Source organism: Janthinobacterium pasteuri (genome assembly GCF_051380775.1).
Taxonomy (GTDB): domain Bacteria; phylum Pseudomonadota; class Gammaproteobacteria; order Burkholderiales; family Burkholderiaceae_D; genus Janthinobacterium.
Genome location: NZ_JBNYXS010000034.1, coordinates 1 through 17395 on the forward strand (window position 1 = coordinate 1; position 17395 = coordinate 17395).

Genomic DNA, 17395 nt, shown 5'->3' on the forward strand with positions numbered 1-17395 from the left:
ACGCTGGCTCAGTGCGGTGAACTGGGCGATGAAGGTTTTCCACTGGGCTGGCTGCATGGAAGACTCCCGTTTGTCTGCTATGTACCGTCAGACAGCAGGGCCCCAGGAAAATTCTCGCAATTCCCCTACTTATCGGGGACAGAGCCTTAAATTAATCGGGAAAACATGGAAATATTCTTCGCCACATTCACGAGGGACACGCCCAGGTCATCGCAGAGCTCAATGCCCCGGCTCAGTGTGGGCACGGCGCGCGCAAACGCCGTTGACGACGGCGTCTTGCAGACGTGCCGGCCTGACGCTCCAACGCTTTCGTGCGGGTTGAATGTACGGCGAGACGCGGCAACAACGCCCTGGGCTACTCTCGGGTGCTACAGAGAGGCCATGTCGATGACGAAGCGATAGCGCACATCGCTCTTGACTACGCGCTCAAACGCCTCATTGATATCCTGGATGCGGATGACCTCGATATCGGACACGATATTGTGCTTGCCGCAGAAATCCAGCATTTCCTGGGTTTCCTTGATCGAGCCGATCATGGAGCCGGACAGGCTGCGGCGCGCGCCCACCAGGCCGAAGGCGCTGATCGGCGGCACGGCGCCGTCCGGGATGCCGACGATGACCATGCTGCCATCGACTTTCAGCAAGTTGATATACTGGTTCCAGTCGATGGACGCGCCCACCGTGCAGATGATCAGGTCAAACGTGCCAGCCAGCTTGCTGAAGGTTTCCGCGTCGTTGGTGGCGTAGTAATGGTCAGCGCCCAGGCGCAGGCCGTCTTCGCGCTTCGACAGGGTCTGGCTCAGCACCGTCACTTCGGCGCCCATGGCATGGGCAATCTTGACGCCCATGTGGCCCAGCCCCCCCATTCCCAGGATGGCGACTTGCTTGCCAGGGCCGGCTTTCCAGTGGTTCAGCGGCGAATACAGGGTGATGCCGGCACACAGCAGCGGCGCGGCTGCGTCCAGCGGCAGGTTGTCGGGAATCGACAGCACATAGCCTTCCTTGACGACGATGCTGTCCGAGTAGCCGCCCTGCGTGGCCGTCTTGCCATCCGCTTCCAGGCCGTTGTAGGTCTGGATCAGGCCTGGCATGTACTGTTCCAGGTCCACGTTGCGCGTCTTGCAGGTGGTGCAGGAATCGACGAAGCAGCCCACGCCCACATGGTCGCCCACCTTGAACTTGCTGACGTTGGCGCCAACGGCCGTGACGACGCCGGCGATTTCATGGCCGGGCACCATTGGGAAGGCTGCGCCACCCCATTCGTCGCGCGCCTGGTGGATGTCGGAATGGCATACGCCACAGTATTTGATCGAGATAGCCACATCGTCTTCGCGCGGGGCGCGGCGCTCGAACGTGAACGGTTGCAGTGCGGAGGTGGGGCCCAGTGCGGCGTAGCCTTTGGCGATGGTGGTCATGAAAACTCCTTGAGTAGTGTTGCGAGAGAAGCGCGTGCTGTGCATGCGATTGCACAAGTGTGCCCGAGATGCCGGCCCGCCGTTACCGCGATCCTGCAAGACCTTTGCACGATCCTCCAAATCTGCGTAAGATCAAGCCCTGCCCTTCCTCGCCTGATGCAAACTGACCCACATGCCCACCCTGCCCACACCACTCGCTGCGCAAGATGAAATCGCCGCCCTGATCAGCCGCCACGCGCCGCGCAATGGCGACTATGCGACGGCCATCGGCAACCTCACGTTCCACCGCCAGTCGTCGGTCACCGAGTCGCTGTTCCATGCGGCGCGTCCCAGCGTGGCCATCATCGCGCAAGGGGCGAAGGACGTCACATTGGGCAGCGAAACCTTCCATTACAGCCGCATGCAGTATCTGCTGACGTCCGTCGACTTGCCGGTGCAGGTGCGCGTGGCGCAAGCGAGCGAGCAGCAGCCGCACCTGTGCGTGGTGCTGGGCATCGACATCGCCGACGTGGCGGCGCTGCTCGATAGCGACAGTGACAATGCGGCGCAAAAAATCCTGCCCGCCACGCGCGGCATTTCCGTCAGCGACGTCTCGCCCGAGCTGCTCGACGCCATGCTGCGCCTCGTGCGCCTGCTGGACAAACCGGGGGAAATCGCCGCGCTGGCGCCCCTGATCCGCCGCGAGCTGACCTATCGCCTGCTGAACGGCCCCGTCGGCGCGCGCCTGCGCCACATGGCGCTGGCCAGCAGCCAGTCGCACCAGGTGGGGCAAGCGATTGACTGGATCAAGCACCATTACGCGCAGCCGCTGCGCATCGAGCACCTGGCTGGCATGGCAAACATGAGCATGTCCTCGCTGCACCACCACTTCAAGGCGATTACCGCCATGACGCCGATGCAGTACCAGAAGCTGCTGCGGCTGCAGGAAGCGCGGCGCTTGATGCTGGTCGAGCAAATCGACGCGGGCACGGCCGGCTACCGCGTCGGCTACGCCAGCGAATCGCAGTTCAGCCGCGAATACAGCCGCCAGTTCGGCCGCGCGCCCATGCGCGACGTGGGCCAGGTACGCGCGCAGCTCAGCGGTGCCAGTGCCATTGCTGACATGGCCTACTCCAACTTGCCGTAGCCACCACCACCGGGCGTCTCGATCACGAACACGTCACCTGGCTGCATGTCGGTCTTGCCGATATGCGCCAGGTGCTCCACCGTGCCGTCCACGCGCTCCACATCATTGCGTCCCAGCGCACCCGGTGCGCCGCCGTCCATGCCGAACGGCGCAACAATCCGGTTGTTCGACAGGATCGCCGCCGTCATCGGCTCCAAAAAGCGCACCCGGCGCACGCCGCCATTGCCGCCGTGCCAGCGCCCCGCGCCGCCCGATCCTGCGCGGATGCTGTAACTGTCCAGCCGCACGGGAAAGCGCCACTCGAGAATTTCCGGGTCCGTCAGGCGCGAATTGGTCATGTTCGTCTGCACCACGTCCGTGCCGTCGAAGCCTGGGCCGGCGCCCGAGCCGCCCGAAATCGTCTCGTAATACTGGTATTTGGCGCTGCCAAACGTGAAATTATTCATCGTCCCCTGCGAGGCAGCCATCGCCCCCAGCGCGCCATACAGGGCGTTGGTGATGCAGGTCGAGGTTTCCACATTGCCCGAGACGACGGCGGCCGGATACTGTGGGTTGAGCATGGAGCCGGACGGGATGATCACGGTCAAAGGCTTCAGGCAGCCCGCGTTCAGGGGAATGTCGTCATCGACCAGGGTGCGGAACACGTACAGCACGGCCGCCATGCAAACGGCGGACGGCGCATTGAAGTTGTTCGGCAGCTGGCTTGAAGTCCCCGTAAAGTCGATGGTGGCGCTGCGTGCTGCCGCGTCGACCTTGATCGCCACCTCGATGCGCGCGCCGTTGTCCAGGTCCAGCGCGTAGCTGCCATCCTTCAGGGTGGTGATGATCCTGCGCACGGCTTCCTCGGCATTGTCCTGCACGTGGCCCATGTACGCTTGCACGACCGGCAAACCGAAATGCGCGACCATGTTATGCAACTCCTCGGCCCCTTTCTGGTTGGCCGCCACCTGGGCGCGCAAATCGGCCAGGTTTTGCCGTGGATTGCGGGCCGGCCAGCTGGCCCCCGCCAGCAGGGCCATGGTCTCGTCTTCTGCTAACCGTCCCGTGGCGCCGTCGACCAGCTTGAAATTGTCGATCAACACGCCCTCTTGCTCGATGCGCGTGGAGTCGGGCGGCATGGAGCCGGGCGTGGTGCCGCCGATGTCCGCATGGTGGCCGCGCGAACCGACATAGAACAGGATGGCTTCGCCCGCTTCGTCAAACACAGGCGAGATCACCGTCACATCGGGCAAGTGCGTGCCGCCGTGATACGGGTCGTTGAGCATGAAGACGTCGCCCGACCGCATGGCGCCAGCATTGCGCGTCATGACGGTGCGGATGCTCTCACCCATGGAACCCAGGTGCACGGGCATGTGCGGCGCATTGGCGATCAACTGGCCTTGCGCGTCGAAGATGGCGCAGCTGAAATCGAGCCGCTCCTTGATGTTGACGGAATGGGCCGTGTTTTGCAGGCGCAGGCCCATCTGCTCGGCGATCGACATGAAGAGGTTATTAAAAATTTCCAGCATCACGGGATCGGCATTGGTGCCGATGGCGCGCCGCTCGGACAAGGCGGCAACCCTGCGCAAGATCAGATGCCCATGCGCCGTGACATCGGCGCGCCAGCCCGGTTCGATGACGGTGGTGGCATTGGCGTCGCTGACGATGGCAGGACCATCGATTGTATCGCCGGGACGCAGACTGTCTGCCCCATACAGGCCGCTGTCGCGCCACGCTACGCCGCAGTACATGGGCACCGTCGCCACTGGCGCAAGCTCACCCAGGCGTGGCACATGGGCCGGCGTCGCCACTTGCGGCGCATCGGAAGCGCCGATGGCTTCCACGGAAATGGCTTCGACGATCAAGGCACGCGTTGGCATCAAAAAGGAAAAACGCTTTTTATACGCGGTTTCGAACTGCGCCTGCATGCCGGCCACCGTATCGAACAGCACGACGAGGGCCGAATCCGTGCCCTCGTAGCGCAGGTGCACGCGCCGCAGCAGCGCGATGCGCTCCTCTGCCACGCCCTGGCGCAGCAAGTCGCTCCGCGCCAGTTCGCCCAGTTGCATAATATCGCCTGCCAGGTCCACGCCCAGTGCCGCCTCGATGGCCTGTTCGCGCATGGCGCTCTGGTCGGCCAGGCCCATGCCGTAGGCCGACATCACACCCGCCAGGCTGTGGATGAAGACCGTACGCATGCCCAGCGCGTCGGCCACCAGGCAGGCGTGCTGGCCACCCGCGCCGCCAAAGCTGGTCAGGGTGTACTCCGTGACGTCATGACCGCGCTGTACGGAAATCTGCTTGATGGCGTTGGCCATATTGCCCACCGCGATGGCGATATAGCCTTCGGCCACCTGTTCCGGCGTCGAGTTCACCGTGCGCGCCAGCGCCTCGAACTGGGCGCGCACCGTGGCCACGTCCAGCGCTTCATTGGCGTCCGGGCCAAAAACGCGCGGGAAGAATGTGGGCTGCAGCTTGCCCAGCATGACGTTGCAGTCGGTGACAGCCAGCGGGCCGCCGCGCCGGTAGCTGGCGGGGCCGGGATTGGCGCCCGCGCTGTCCGGGCCCACCTTGTAGCGGGCGCCGTCGAAATGCAGAATGGAGCCGCCGCCAGCCGCCACCGTGTGGATGCTCATCATGGGCGCGCGCATGCGCACGCCGGCGATCTGCGTCTCGAATACGCGCTCGAATTCGCCCGCGTAATGCGACACGTCCGTCGAGGTACCGCCCATGTCGAAGCCGATGACTTTATCGAAACCGGCCAGCGCGCTGGCGCGCACCATGCCGACGATGCCGCCCGCGGGGCCGGACAAAATGCTGTCCTTGCCCTGGAAGGCCCGCGCATCCGTCAAACCGCCGTTCGACTGCATGAATTGCAGGTGCACGCCGGGCAGTTCGGCCGCCAGCTGGTCAACGTAGCGGCGCAAAATCGGCGACAGATAGGCGTCGACCACCGTGGTGTCGCCGCGCGCCACCAGTTTCATCATGGGGCTGACCTCATGCGATACGGAGACCTGCGTAAAACCGGCCTCGCGCGCCAGCTGCGCCACCCGCGCCTCGTGCGCGTGGTAGCGATAGCCGTGCATCAGCACGATGGCGATGGCGCGCACGCCGCGCGCATGCGCGTGTTCCAACGCCACCCGCGCGGCCGCCTCGTCGAGCTCCTGCACCACTTCGCCATGGGCGCCCAGGCGTTCATCGATTTCGATCACGTCGCCATACAGCAGTTCCGGCAAGACGATCTGGCGTGCGAACAGCTGCGGGCGGTTCTGGTAGGCGATGCGCAAGGCGTCGCGAAAACCGCGCGTGATGGCCAGCACGGTCGGTTCGCCCTTGCGCTCAAGCAGCGCATTGGTCGCCACCGTCGTGCCCATCTTGATGGCGCCCACCTGCTCCACGGGCAGCGCCGCTTCGGGCGCAAGCCCCATCAGCCGGCGCATGCCGGCCAGCGCCGCGTCGCGGTACTGGCCCGGGCTTTCCGACAGCAGCTTGCAGGTGGCCAGGCTGCCGTCAGGACGGCGCGCCACGATGTCGGTAAAGGTGCCGCCCCGGTCGATCCAGAATTGCCAGTCCATCGCCTTGCCCCCGCGCTTATGTGAGATGGCTATTGTAGCTGCCAAACAGGGGCGCGTTTCAGGCGTGTGCGCCTTGCCTTTCACCCGGTTCGGCCTTATGTTGAAGGCATGCTGACTAACGGAACACGCTCCATGCCCCTGATCGACTCTGCATCACCGCTGTACGCCATCGCCGAACTGCGCGCCATCGAACAAGCCGCCATGCGCGACCTGCCGCAAGGGTCGCTGATGCAGCGCGCGGGCCAGGCCGCCGCCAGTGCCGCCCTGAAGCTGCTGCACGCCCAGGATGACGGCGCCAGTGCGGGCCACCGGCGCGTACTGGTGCTGGCCGGCCCAGGCGACAATGGCGGCGATGCGCTGGAAGCGGCCGCGCACCTGGCCGGCAGCGGCACCGAGGTGCTGGTATGGCTGGCACCCGGGGCGCAAGCCACGTCACCCGAACGCGAACAGGCCCTGAGCCGCGCGCGCAACAGCGCCGCGCGCTTGATGGAAGCGGCAACTTCCATGGCCTCGGCCGCAGTGGGCGCCGCGCCATGGCACCTCGTCATCGATGGTCTGTTCGGCATCGGCGCGTCGCGCCCGCTGGACGGCGAATGCCGCGAAGTGGCGCAGCTGGTGAACAATCTGGCATGCCCCGTGCTGGCGCTCGATGTGCCCAGCGGCCTGCATGCGGACACGGGTGCCATCGACGGCATCGCCATCCGCGCCACGCATACGCTCACCTTCATCGGCGACAAGCCGGGCCTGCACACGGCAAACGGCCGTGACTATGCGGGCGAGGTGGAAGTGGCGGCGCTGGCCATCGATCCATCCCTGTTGCCGCCCGCCAAAGCCCAGCTGGGCGGCCTGCACCTTTTCGCCCGCCAGCTGCAACCACGACGCCAGAACACGCACAAGGGCAGCTACGGCAGCGTGGCCATCATCGGCGGTGCGCAAGGCATGGCGGGCGCCCCTATCCTGGCGGCGCGCACGGCCCTGCATGCGGGCGCGGGCAGAGTGTATATCGCGTTTCACGATGCGCCGCCCGCCTTTGACAGCGGCCAGCCGGAACTGATGTGCCGCCGCGCGCAGGACGTGGATTTCTCGGGCCTGCACTTTGCTGCGCTGGTGGCGGGACCGGGCCTCGGCGACGACGTCGATACGCTGGAGCTGCTGCAGCGGACGTTCGAGAGCGACAGCCCGCTGCTGCTGGACGCGGACGCACTGAACCTGATGGCGGCCGAGCCGGAACTGCAATCGGCGCTGGCCGTGCGCACGGGCGCGGGGGCGACGATATTGACGCCCCATCCGCTGGAAGCGGCGCGCCTGCTCGACATGACGGTGGCCGAGGTGCAAGCCGACCGCCTGGGCGCGGCGCGCCAGCTGGCCAGCCAGCTGGGCGTCATCGTGGTATTAAAAGGTTCGGGCACGGTGATCGCCGCGCCAGATGGCCAGGTCGTCATCAACAACACGGGCGGCCCCGCGCTGGCGACTGCCGGCACGGGCGACGTGCTGTCCGGCCTGTGCGGCAGCCTGCTGGCGCAGGGCTGGCCTGAATGGGAAGCGGCGATTGGCGCCGTCTGGCTGCATGGCGCGGCAGCCGATGCGCTGGTGGCCGCAGGTAGCGGCCCCATCGGTCTGACGGCAGGGGAACTGATCCCGGCCATCCGCAAGCTGATCAATGCCTTGTCGGCATAGCTAAGAAGCTATACCAGTCGCCCTGCCGCAATGGTGATCGTGCGCCCGCAACGGGCCGCAATCGAACTGTCATGCGTCACCAGCACCAGGGTCGAGCCCCGTTCGCGGTTCAGCTCGAACATCAGCTGGATCACGGCCTCCCCGGTGGCGGCGTCCAGGCTACCCGTCGGCTCGTCGGCGAACAGCAGCGGCGGTTGCGTGACAAACGCACGGGCCAGGGCCACGCGCTGCTGCTCGCCGCCGGACAGGTATTTAGGATAATGCTTCAGACGGCTGCCCAGGTTCACCCTGCCCAGCATGGCTTGCGCCTTTTCTTTCGCGTCCGGGTCGCCGCGTAATTCCAGCGGCAGCATGACGTTTTCCAGCGCCGTCAGGTGCGCCAGCAACTGGAAAGACTGGAACACGAAACCCAGCTTTTCCTTGCGAAAACCGGCACGGCCGTCTTCGTCGAGGGCGAAGATATCGGTGCCGTCGAGGATGACCTTGCCCTCGCTGGGCGTGTCCAGGCCGGCCAGCAGGCCTAACAAAGTCGACTTGCCGGAACCGGAGGCGCCGACGATAGCCAGCGTCTCCGCCGTTTGCACGGTAAAATCGACTTGATGCAAGATGGTCAGCTCACCATCAGCATCGGGTACGCGCTTGGCCAGCTGGACCACTTCGATGGCCGGCCGGGCATTTTGGCTGTTGGGTGCGGCGGGCCGCTGGGCCGCTGCTTCTGACGGGAGAAAACTGGTGGAAGTCGCTTTAGGGAATTCGGGCATGCTGATCTATCTTAAAAAATTTCGTGAACAAATAAGTGTCAAGGGCAGCAATCCATTGCGGCGGCGCACGCTGTCCTTGCTGCCTGCCGCAGCCCTACTGCTGGTACCCTGCATGACGAACGCCTATTCTGCACCAAAAACGCTGCTGGTGCTCGGCGACAGCCTCTCGGCCGAGTATGGCCTGGCGCGTGGCACGGGCTGGGTGGCGCTGCTGGAACAGCGGCTGCAAGCGCAAAAGAACGATACGCGCATCGTCAACGCCAGCATCAGCGGCGAGACCACTAGCGGCGGCCGCGCCCGCCTGCCGGCCCTGCTGGCGAAGCACCAGCCCGATGTCGTGCTGATCGAACTGGGCGCCAACGACGGCTTGCGCGGCTTGCCCGTGGCGGCCGCCGAAGCGAATCTGCGCGCTATGGGTGACGCGGCCAGAAAAACGGGCGCGCAGGTGGTACTGGTGGGCATGCGCATGCCGCCCAATTACGGCCGCGCCTATGGCGAGCAGTTTTATGGCGTGTACGGCAAGCTGGCCAAGGAATGGAAGGCGCCGCTGGTGCCCTTCATGTTCGAAGGCATCGCCGACCAGCCACAACTGTTCCAGGCTGACCGCATGCACCCGAATGCACAGGCGCATCCGACAATTTTGAAAAATATCTGGCCACAATTGGCGCCGTTGCTGAAAGCCAAGTAAGCCTGCGCCAAGCCCGCACATGCTGCAGACAAAAAAATAGCCGCTTGAGAGCGGCTATTTTTATGCGTGGAAACTAAATCTTACGGTGCTGGCGCTGCGGCGGCCGGGGTGGTGACCGGCTTGACGATCTTCACCTTGGCCTTGGCTTTCAGGTATTCGACGTAATCGAACATTTCCTGTTGCGCCAGGATGCCGCTGATCTGGTCTTTCTCTTGCTGGCGGCGCGCTGCGTCCACTTGCGCCGGCTGCTGCACCTTGGCGATACGGTAGATGCCATAACCAAGGGCTGGCAGGTCCACGCCCACGTACGCTGGCAGCTTGCTCGTGTCCGCTTTCATGACTTGCGCGATGGCGGCGCGGTTGATGCCGTCGAGCTTGCTGCGCGACACCCATTGTGCGGCGCCGAAACCAGTCGCATCACCGGAAGCCTTCAAGGCGGCCAGCTTGGTTTCGCCCGCTTTCTTGGCCAGCTTTTCCGCTTCTTCCATCGTCACGCGCTGACGGATCATCGCTTCAACTTCGGCCAGCGGACGCTTCGATGCAGGCTTGAATTCCACTACGCGGCCAGCGATCAGCACGTTCGGTGCAACGGTCACGGCTTCCGTGTTGCGCTTGTCTTTCAAGGAATCGTTCGAGAAGATGGCAGTCAGGAACTTGGCGTTGTTGAACGGCGCCTTGCCCAGTGCTGGCGACGGCGTGCGCGACAGGTTGGCGACGCTTTCCACTTTCAGCTTCAGCTTGTCGGCCACCGGTTTCAGGCTGTCCGATTGCTCGTAGACCGTGTTGGTGAACGTTTCGGCCATTTCCGAGTATTTCTTGGCAGCAAATTGCTTGCGCAGGTCGGCCGTGATTTCGCCGCGCACTTCATCGAGTGCCTTGACGTGCTGTGGCTTGAGCGAGGTGACGGTCAGGATGTGGTAGCCGAAATCGGAAGCGACGACATCGCTGATTTCACCTTGCTTGAGTTTGCTTACCGCGCTCAGCAGTGGTGCCGGCAAGCCATCCTTGCCAATCACGCCCAGGTCGCCGCCCTGTTCGGCGGAGGCAGGGTCTTCCGACTTGGCCTTGGCCACGGCGGCAAAGCTGGCAGGCGTTTTGCGCACGTCAGCCAGGATCGCTTCAGCCTTGGCCTTGGCGGCTGCCTTGTCGGCGGCCGATGCATCTTTCTTGACGGCTACGAGGATGTGGCTGGCCTGGCGCGCTTCTGGCGTCGTGTAGGCTTTCTGGTTCTTCGCGTAGTAACCGGTCACGTCGGCATCGGTGACGTCGACTTGCTCGCCGGCAGCGCTGTCGTCGAGCACGACGTATTCGATCTTGGCTTGTTCCGGGATCTCGAAGAACTTGCTGTTCTTGTCATAGAAAGCCTTGATCATGGCGTCCGTCACTTTGACTTCCGGCACGTACTGGGCGATCGGCAACAGCAGTTCCTGCACTTCACGCTCTTCCGAGGTGATGTCCGACAGGCGCTTGGAAACGGTGCTTGGTGCGAAGGCGGTGCCTTGCACGGCGCCGGCAAGTTGCTGCAGGGCCATATCGCTGCGGCGGCGCGCATCGTATTGCTGTGGCGACATGCCTTGCGCGGCCAGCATGGCCTTGTAGCGTTCCAGATCGAATTTACCGTCCGGCAAGGTCAAGCCTGGGATTTCCAGCACTTCTTTTTGCAGTACGGCATCGCTGATGACGAGGTGGCTACGGCCCACTTCGGCGGCCACGGCGCGCTCGGCGATCAGGTTGTCGAGGATGCTCTGGCGCGCTTCCGGCGTGTCAAACATTTTCTGGTCGAACTGCTCGCCCATCATCTGGCGGTAGCGGTCGATCTGCTGGCGTTGCGCTTCTTCATATTGCTGCTGCGTAACGACCTGGTCGCCGACCTTGGCGATGGTGTTCGCGCCGTCGCCGAAGCTTTGGTAGCCGCTGATACCGACCAGTGCAAAAGACGGGACGATGACCAGCATCAAGAGAAACTGCATCAAGCGTCGATGGGTACGAATAAATTCAAACATGGTCAGCCAATTCGGGATGAGTGGATCACTATAAAAAAAGGCGAACATGCGTTCGCCTTGATTTCTTCGGCGGAATGGACGGGACAGATGTCCACTTCCCCTTTAGATTCAACAACTTGGCGCTGGAACTAAAGCAGGATTCTGACGCCCAAGCCATTATCTCCTGATTCTACAATGCCCATAGCGCTATAGCAAGAGTAAATCAGGGCGCGCCCTGCGCCGGTGCCGCGCGCCGCGCCGCGATGCCGGCAAGGCGCCAGCCTCGGCATTAAACCCGGTGAAGCTTAAAGCGGATTTAAATGGCCATGCGTTTGATTCAAAACGGCATGCGGGATTTTCAAAATGGAGGCGCGTAGAGATAATCGGACGCATAAAAGAAAAACCCGCGCTACTTATTCAGCAGCGCGGGCTTCTATATTCTGGCGGAGCGGACGGGACTCGAACCCGCGACCCCCGACGTGACAGGCCGGTATTCTAACCAACTGAACTACCACTCCTTAAGAGCGTATTTTTTTGGCGGAGCGGACGGGACTCGAACCCGCGACCTCCGACGTGACAGGCCGGCATTCTAACCAACTGAACTACCACTCCGAAAAATACACAGTACTACTTGCATTTGCATCCAAGGTTGCGATTCGAAGAACTTCAACCCTGAAATCGCGGCACCCGGGGGCGCCGCCAAATGTTTCCGGTGATTGTCACCTCACCGAAGTCCGTTAGTTTACAGCATCCTTCAAAGCTTTACCAGCTTTAAATTTTGGAACTTTTGCAGCTTCGATCGTGATCGCTTCTTTGGTACGCGGATTGCGGCCGGTACGCTCAGCGCGTTCGCTGACCGAGAAAGTGCCAAAACCAACCAGCGTCACGCTGTCGTTGTTTTTCAAAGTTTCCGTCACGCCGCCGATAACAGCGTCGAGTGCGCGCGCAGCGGCGGCTTTGGAAATGTCAGCTTTTTCAGCAATGTGGTCGATCAATTCAGTCTTGTTCACTAGCATCCCCAATTACAAAGGTATAAAACGTTTACCGTATCGTTGCGGCACTTTTGGCACCACAGCTGTCCGGCGAAAAAAATGTGCAGGCGTATTAAACAAGCCACACTGTATATGTGTCAAGCGCTTTGGGGGCGCAATTCACGTTTCAATATAAAACAAGCGCTCTAAAAGCGCTTGTTTGGGGAAAACAGGGGTAAAACGTTAGTGTTTTACCACCTCACCAGCTGCGTCGGGCTTGGCCGCGGCGGCCGTGACAGCCTCCACAGCAGCGACTTCCACCAACGGTTCAGGCATGCGTTCAAGGGCGATTTCCAGCACTTTATCGATCCAGCGCACCGGCACGATCTCCAGTTTGTTCTTGACGTTGTCCGGAATTTCGGCCAGGTCTTTCACATTTTGCTCTGGAATCAGGACCGTCTTGATGCCGCCGCGATGGGCCGCCAGCAGCTTCTCTTTCAGGCCGCCAATCGGCAACACTTCGCCGCGCAAGGTGATCTCGCCCGTCATCGCCACATCGGCACGCACGGGAATGCCCGTGAAGACCGATACCATCGCCACCGTCATGGCCGCGCCAGCCGAAGGACCGTCCTTCGGTGTCGCGCCTTCCGGCACGTGGATGTGGATATCGCTCTTCTCGAACACGTCCGCCTTGATGCCCAGGCGCTGTGCCCGGCTGCGCACCACCGTGCGGGCTGCCTCGATCGACTCTTTCATGACGTCGCCCAGGGTACCCGTGCGGATGATGCCGCCCTTGCCCGGCATCGACACGGCTTCGATGGTCAGCAGATCGCCGCCCACTTCCGTCCATGCCAGACCGACCACCTGGCCCACCTGGTTTTCTTTCTCTGCGACACCGAAATCATAGCGGCGCACACCGAGGAATTTATCCAGGTTCTTCGAGTTGACGATGACTTTCTTGTCGGATTTCTTCAGCAGCAGCATCTTCACCACCTTGCGGCAGATCTTCGACACTTCACGCTCGAGCGAACGCACACCGGCTTCCCGCGTGTAGTAGCGGATGATGTCGCGCAAGGCCGACTCGGCCACCGAGATTTCCTCTTCCTTCAAGCCATTGTTCTTGATCTGCTTCGGCAGCAGGTAACGCTGCGCGATGCTGGTCTTTTCATCTTCCGTGTAACCGGACAGACGGATCACTTCCATGCGGTCAAGCAAGGCTGGCGGAATGTTGTACGAGTTCGACGTGGCCACGAACATCACGTCGGAAAGGTCGAAATCGACTTCGATGTAATGGTCGGAGAACGTGTGGTTCTGTTCCGGATCAAGCACCTCCAGCAGGGCCGACGACGGATCGCCACGGAAATCGGCGCCCATCTTGTCGACTTCATCGAGCAGGAACAATGGATTGCGTACGCCGACTTTCGACAGCGATTGCAAAATCTTGCCCGGCATCGAGCCGATGTAGGTGCGGCGATGGCCGCGGATCTCGGCTTCGTCGCGCACGCCGCCCAGGGCCATGCGCACGAACTTGCGGTTCGTGGCGCGGGCGATGGACTGGCCCAGCGAGGTTTTACCCACGCCCGGAGGGCCGACGAAGCACAGGATAGGCGCTTTCAGCTTGTCGACGCGCTGTTGCACCGCGAGGTATTCCAGGATGCGTTCCTTGACCTTGTCGAGGCCGTAGTGGTCGCCCTCGAGCACTTTTTCCGCATTCGCCAGGTCGTTATTGACCTTGGATTTCTTTTTCCAAGGCAAATTGACCAGGGTGTCGATGTAATTGCGCACCACGGTGGCTTCGGCCGACATCGGCGACATCAGCTTGAGCTTCTTCAACTCGTTGGTAGCCTTGTCGAGCGCTTCCTTCGGCATCTTGGCCGAAGCGACTTTTTTCTCCAGCTCGTCGAGGTCGGCGCCATCTTCGCCCTCGCCCAGTTCTTTCTGAATCGCCTTGACTTGCTCGTTCAGGTAGTACTCGCGCTGCGACTTTTCCATCTGGCGCTTGACGCGACCACGGATGCGCTTTTCCACTTGCAGGATGTCGAGCTCGCCTTCGAGCTGGCCCAGCAGATGTTCGAGGCGCTTGGCCACGCTGAAAATTTCCAGGATGACTTGTTTTTGCTCAAGTTTCAGGGGCAGATGCGCAGCCACCGTGTCGGCCAGGCGGCCGGCATCGTCGATGCCCGACAGGGACGCAAGGATTTCCGGTGGAATCTTTTTGTTCAGTTTGACGTACTGGTCGAACTGTTGCACGATCGCGCGGCGCATGGCTTCGACTTCCGACTCGTCGCCCGGCTCGGACTCGAGCGGCGTCAGGTCGGCGATGAAGTGCGTCGGCGAATCGCTGATGTGGTTGATACGGGCACGCTGCGCGCCTTCGACCAGCACCTTGACGGTGCCATCGGGCAGCTTCAGCATTTGCAGAATATTGGCGACGCAGCCAATTTCATAGATATCCGAAGGGGACGGCTCGTCCTTCGCGGCTGCTTTTTGAGCGGCAAGCATGATGCTCTTGCCCTGCTCCATCGCAGCTTCCAGCGCCTTGATCGACTTTGGACGGCCAACGAACAGCGGTATCACCATATGCGGGAAAACGACGACATCCCGCAGCGGCAATAACGGCAGTTGAGTTTGCTCAGTTAATTTGGAAGTTGTCATGGCGTACCTTATAGAAAGCGTGTTTACGATGTTGGCGCTCGCTGCCAAAACACAAGACCGGCGAGAATAAATAATTCTGTGAAACAAACATAGAGTCTATTTCGCAAAACACACCCGCATGACTGTAACAAATGCAGTTTTAACAGTAAAAAAGCCACGCGCAGCTAAGCGCCGCGAGTGGCTTTACGATTGAAGCCTGCACTCATTGATTTAAATTGTACTGCCATGCATTAAGGAATCAAAACCCTTTTTATGCATTTGTCTCGGCAGTTTTCAATTTTCTCCGGAGGCCTTGGCAGTCTCTTGATAAATCAACAAAGGTTTGGCGCCACTGGTGATGGTATTTTCGTCGATGACGACTTTCACCACATTTTGTTCGCTCGGCAGTTCGTACATGACGTCCAGCAAAGCATGTTCCAGGATGGAACGCAGGCCACGGGCACCGGTCTTGCGCGCCAGCGCCTTCTTGGCGATCGCATGCAAGGCGGCCGGACGAATTTCCAGTTCCGCGCCTTCCATTTCCAGCAGCTTCGAATACTGCTTGATCAGCGCATTCTTTGGCTCGACCAGAATCTGGATCAGCGCCTCTTCCGTCAATTCCGCCAGGGTGGCGATGACGGGCAGACGACCCACCAGTTCCGGGATCAGGCCAAACTTGACCAGATCTTCCGGTTCCGCTTGCAACATCAGTTCGCTGGCCGAGCTTTGCGACTTGCTGCGCACCGTGGCCGAGAAGCCGATGCCACTCTTTTCGGAACGGTTGGCGATCACTTTCGACAGGCCGTCAAAAGCGCCGCCGCAAATGAACATGATATTGGTCGTGTCGATTTGCACGAAATCCTGGTTCGGATGCTTGCGGCCGCCTTGTGGCGGCACGGAAGCCATCGTGCCTTCGATAAGTTTCAGCAAGGCTTGCTGCACGCCCTCGCCCGACACGTCGCGCGTGATGGACGGATTGTCGGACTTGCGCGAAATCTTGTCGATTTCATCGATGTAGACGATGCCGCGCTGGGCTTTCTCGACGTCATAGTTGCAGCTTTGCAGCAGCTTCTGGATGATGTTTTCCACGTCTTCACCCACGTAACCGGCTTCGGTCAGGGTGGTGGCGTCGGCGATCACGAACGGCACGTTGAGCATGCGCGCCAGGGTCTGTGCCAGCAGGGTCTTGCCCGAGCCGGTAGGACCGACCAGCAAGATGTTGCTCTTGGCCAGTTCGATGTCGTCTTTCTTGCCCAGGTGCTTGAGGCGCTTGTAATGGTTGTACACCGCCACCGACAGGATGCGCTTGGCAGTCTGCTGGCCGATCACGTACTGATCGAGCAAGGCGGCAATTTCTTGCGGCGTCGGCAGGTCGGATTTGGTACCGGTCACCGTCTCGATGCTCGACGTTTCATCACGGATGATGTCGTTGCACAGGTCGATGCACTCGTCGCAAATGAACACGGACGGGCCGGCGATGAGTTTCTTCACCTCGTGCTGGCTTTTGCCGCAGAACGAGCAATACAGTAATTTTTCGCCGCTAGAGGATTTTTTGTCTGACATAAGGCATTTTGGTTGGAACTGCATTAACAATATTGCAAAATCGCAAGCCGGAGTGCGGTAGTTGCCCGCAAAGGCAGCCACCCATGGCGCAAGTCAACAACCTGCACAAGCTCCATGCTACCCGAAATAAAAGCGAAACGCCCGAACGTTTGATCGCCCGGGCGTTTACTTACGTACTTAGCAATACCGGTAGGGGCTCATCAAGCGCGGCTGGTCAACACTTTGTCGATCAAACCATACTCAACGGCCTCGTCGGCGGACATGAAACGGTCGCGGTCGGTGTCCTTGGCGATCTGTTCGATCGACTGGCCCGTGCGCTCGGCCATGATGCCGTTCAAGCGGGTACGCAGGTAAAGGATTTCCTTTGCCTGGATCTCGATGTCGGACGCCATGCCTTGCGAACCACCGGACGGCTGGTGAATCATGATGCGCGAGTTCGGCAGCGAGAAACGCTTGCCCTTGGCACCAGCGGCCAGCAGGAAAGCGCCCATCGAGGCAGCCATGCCCGTGCACAGGGTCGAGACGTCCGGCTTGATGAACTGCATGGTGTCGTAGATGGCCATGCCGGCCGAGACCGAACCACCTGGCGAGTTGATGTAGAGCGAGATTTCCTTTTCCGGATTTTCGCTTTCCAGGAACAGTAGCTGGGCGACAACCAGGTTGGCCATCTGGTCATTGACCGGGCCGACCATGAAAATCAAGCGTTCCTTCAGCAGGCGCGAGTAAATATCATACGAGCGCTCGCCGCGACCGCTTTGTTCCACCACCATCGGCACCAGGCCGAGCATCTCTGTGTCCAGCGCTGGGTTACGGTTCATACCTGTCATTTCATTTCCTTGTGAAGCAGTTAGGGGATGCTACCAACACCTTGAAACACCAAACAAAACCTACTGCGCGTCGCGATTTGCGGCCTCCGATGCTCACTGTGCATTCGCACAGCTCCGCTTCTCAGCCACAACTCCCATCCGCTCGCTACGGTTTTTGTTTGGTGTCAAAGGCAATAATGGCATCCCAATACCAACTG

At 61.2% G+C, this 17395-nt stretch carries 11 protein-coding genes and 2 tRNA genes; 3 read left to right on the top strand and 10 right to left on the bottom strand.

Translation table 11 applies throughout. From position 1 onward, the window contains the following. Nucleotides 1-368: 368 nt before the first annotated feature. Nucleotides 369-1415, bottom strand: a complete 1047-nt coding sequence (locus ACQ4WN_RS24125; RefSeq protein ID WP_436553801.1) for an NAD(P)-dependent alcohol dehydrogenase — start codon at nucleotides 1413-1415, stop codon at nucleotides 369-371. Nucleotides 1416-1587: 172 nt separating this feature from the next. On the opposite strand from ACQ4WN_RS24125, the gene ACQ4WN_RS24130 reads away from it, so the two are divergent. Further along, complete coding sequence (locus tag ACQ4WN_RS24130; RefSeq protein WP_436553802.1) at nucleotides 1588-2541, top strand: AraC family transcriptional regulator; 954 nt, start codon at nucleotides 1588-1590, stop codon at nucleotides 2539-2541. On the opposite strand, the gene ACQ4WN_RS24135 is transcribed toward ACQ4WN_RS24130, so the two are convergent. After that, nucleotides 2523-6095 carry a hydantoinase B/oxoprolinase family protein gene (locus tag ACQ4WN_RS24135; RefSeq protein ID WP_436553803.1) on the bottom strand — a complete coding sequence of 1191 codons (3573 nt, stop codon included), beginning with the start codon at nucleotides 6093-6095 and terminating at the stop codon, nucleotides 2523-2525. The two genes, ACQ4WN_RS24130 and ACQ4WN_RS24135, sit on opposite strands and share 19 nt — an antisense overlap. Before the next feature lie 132 nt (nucleotides 6096-6227). Between ACQ4WN_RS24135 and ACQ4WN_RS24140 the strand changes: the two genes are divergently transcribed. Continuing rightward, on the top strand, nucleotides 6228-7772 hold the full coding sequence (locus ACQ4WN_RS24140) for an NAD(P)H-hydrate dehydratase (protein WP_436553804.1): 1545 nt from the start codon (nucleotides 6228-6230) through the stop codon (nucleotides 7770-7772). Between the two features lie 8 nt (nucleotides 7773-7780). On the opposite strand, the gene ACQ4WN_RS24145 is transcribed toward ACQ4WN_RS24140, so the two are convergent. Then, nucleotides 7781-8533 carry an ABC transporter ATP-binding protein gene (locus tag ACQ4WN_RS24145; RefSeq protein WP_436553805.1) on the bottom strand — a complete coding sequence of 251 codons (753 nt, stop codon included), beginning with the start codon at nucleotides 8531-8533 and terminating at the stop codon, nucleotides 7781-7783. A gap of 112 nt (nucleotides 8534-8645) precedes the next feature. Between ACQ4WN_RS24145 and ACQ4WN_RS24150 the strand changes: the two genes are divergently transcribed. Beyond that, nucleotides 8646-9221, top strand: a complete 576-nt coding sequence (locus ACQ4WN_RS24150) for an arylesterase (RefSeq protein ID WP_436553806.1) — start codon at nucleotides 8646-8648, stop codon at nucleotides 9219-9221. A gap of 80 nt (nucleotides 9222-9301) precedes the next feature. On the opposite strand, the gene ACQ4WN_RS24155 is transcribed toward ACQ4WN_RS24150, so the two are convergent. The 7 genes from ACQ4WN_RS24155 to clpP all read right to left on the bottom strand — a co-directional run bounded on the left by ACQ4WN_RS24155 (nucleotide 9302) and on the right by clpP (nucleotide 17189). Beyond that, complete coding sequence (locus tag ACQ4WN_RS24155) at nucleotides 9302-11224, bottom strand: SurA N-terminal domain-containing protein (RefSeq protein ID WP_436553807.1); 1923 nt, start codon at nucleotides 11222-11224, stop codon at nucleotides 9302-9304. A gap of 420 nt (nucleotides 11225-11644) precedes the next feature. Continuing rightward, a tRNA-Asp gene (locus ACQ4WN_RS24160) sits at nucleotides 11645-11721 on the bottom strand. 17 nt (nucleotides 11722-11738) lie between these two features. Then, nucleotides 11739-11815, bottom strand: a tRNA-Asp gene (locus tag ACQ4WN_RS24165). 125 nt (nucleotides 11816-11940) lie between these two features. Beyond that, complete coding sequence (locus ACQ4WN_RS24170; protein WP_010398442.1) at nucleotides 11941-12213, bottom strand: HU family DNA-binding protein; 273 nt, start codon at nucleotides 12211-12213, stop codon at nucleotides 11941-11943. Between the two features lie 204 nt (nucleotides 12214-12417). Beyond that, nucleotides 12418-14829: an endopeptidase La gene (gene lon / locus ACQ4WN_RS24175; protein WP_101481169.1), complete on the bottom strand. Its 2412-nt coding sequence runs from the start codon at nucleotides 14827-14829 to the stop codon at nucleotides 12418-12420. Between the two features lie 273 nt (nucleotides 14830-15102). Beyond that, nucleotides 15103-16371, bottom strand: a complete 1269-nt coding sequence (gene clpX / locus ACQ4WN_RS24180) for an ATP-dependent Clp protease ATP-binding subunit ClpX (RefSeq protein ID WP_010398446.1) — start codon at nucleotides 16369-16371, stop codon at nucleotides 15103-15105. Between the two features lie 200 nt (nucleotides 16372-16571). Continuing rightward, on the bottom strand, nucleotides 16572-17189 hold the full coding sequence (gene clpP / locus ACQ4WN_RS24185; RefSeq protein ID WP_374106865.1) for an ATP-dependent Clp endopeptidase proteolytic subunit ClpP: 618 nt from the start codon (nucleotides 17187-17189) through the stop codon (nucleotides 16572-16574). Nucleotides 17190-17395: the final 206 nt, after the last annotated feature.

Coding starts and splice junctions, on each gene's coding strand:
- ACQ4WN_RS24125 (WP_436553801.1), bottom strand. CDS start 1,415: ATGACCACCATCGCCAAAGGCTACGCCGCACTGGGCCCCACCTCCGCA.
- ACQ4WN_RS24130 (WP_436553802.1), top strand. CDS start 1,588: ATGCCCACCCTGCCCACACCACTCGCTGCGCAAGATGAAATCGCCGCC.
- ACQ4WN_RS24135 (WP_436553803.1), bottom strand. CDS start 6,095: ATGGACTGGCAATTCTGGATCGACCGGGGCGGCACCTTTACCGACATC.
- ACQ4WN_RS24140 (WP_436553804.1), top strand. CDS start 6,228: ATGCCCCTGATCGACTCTGCATCACCGCTGTACGCCATCGCCGAACTG.
- ACQ4WN_RS24145 (WP_436553805.1), bottom strand. CDS start 8,533: ATGCCCGAATTCCCTAAAGCGACTTCCACCAGTTTTCTCCCGTCAGAA.
- ACQ4WN_RS24150 (WP_436553806.1), top strand. CDS start 8,646: ATGACGAACGCCTATTCTGCACCAAAAACGCTGCTGGTGCTCGGCGAC.
- ACQ4WN_RS24155 (WP_436553807.1), bottom strand. CDS start 11,224: ATGTTTGAATTTATTCGTACCCATCGACGCTTGATGCAGTTTCTCTTG.
- lon (WP_101481169.1), bottom strand. CDS start 14,829: ATGACAACTTCCAAATTAACTGAGCAAACTCAACTGCCGTTATTGCCG.
- clpX (WP_010398446.1), bottom strand. CDS start 16,371: ATGTCAGACAAAAAATCCTCTAGCGGCGAAAAATTACTGTATTGCTCG.
- clpP (WP_374106865.1), bottom strand. CDS start 17,189: ATGAACCGTAACCCAGCGCTGGACACAGAGATGCTCGGCCTGGTGCCG.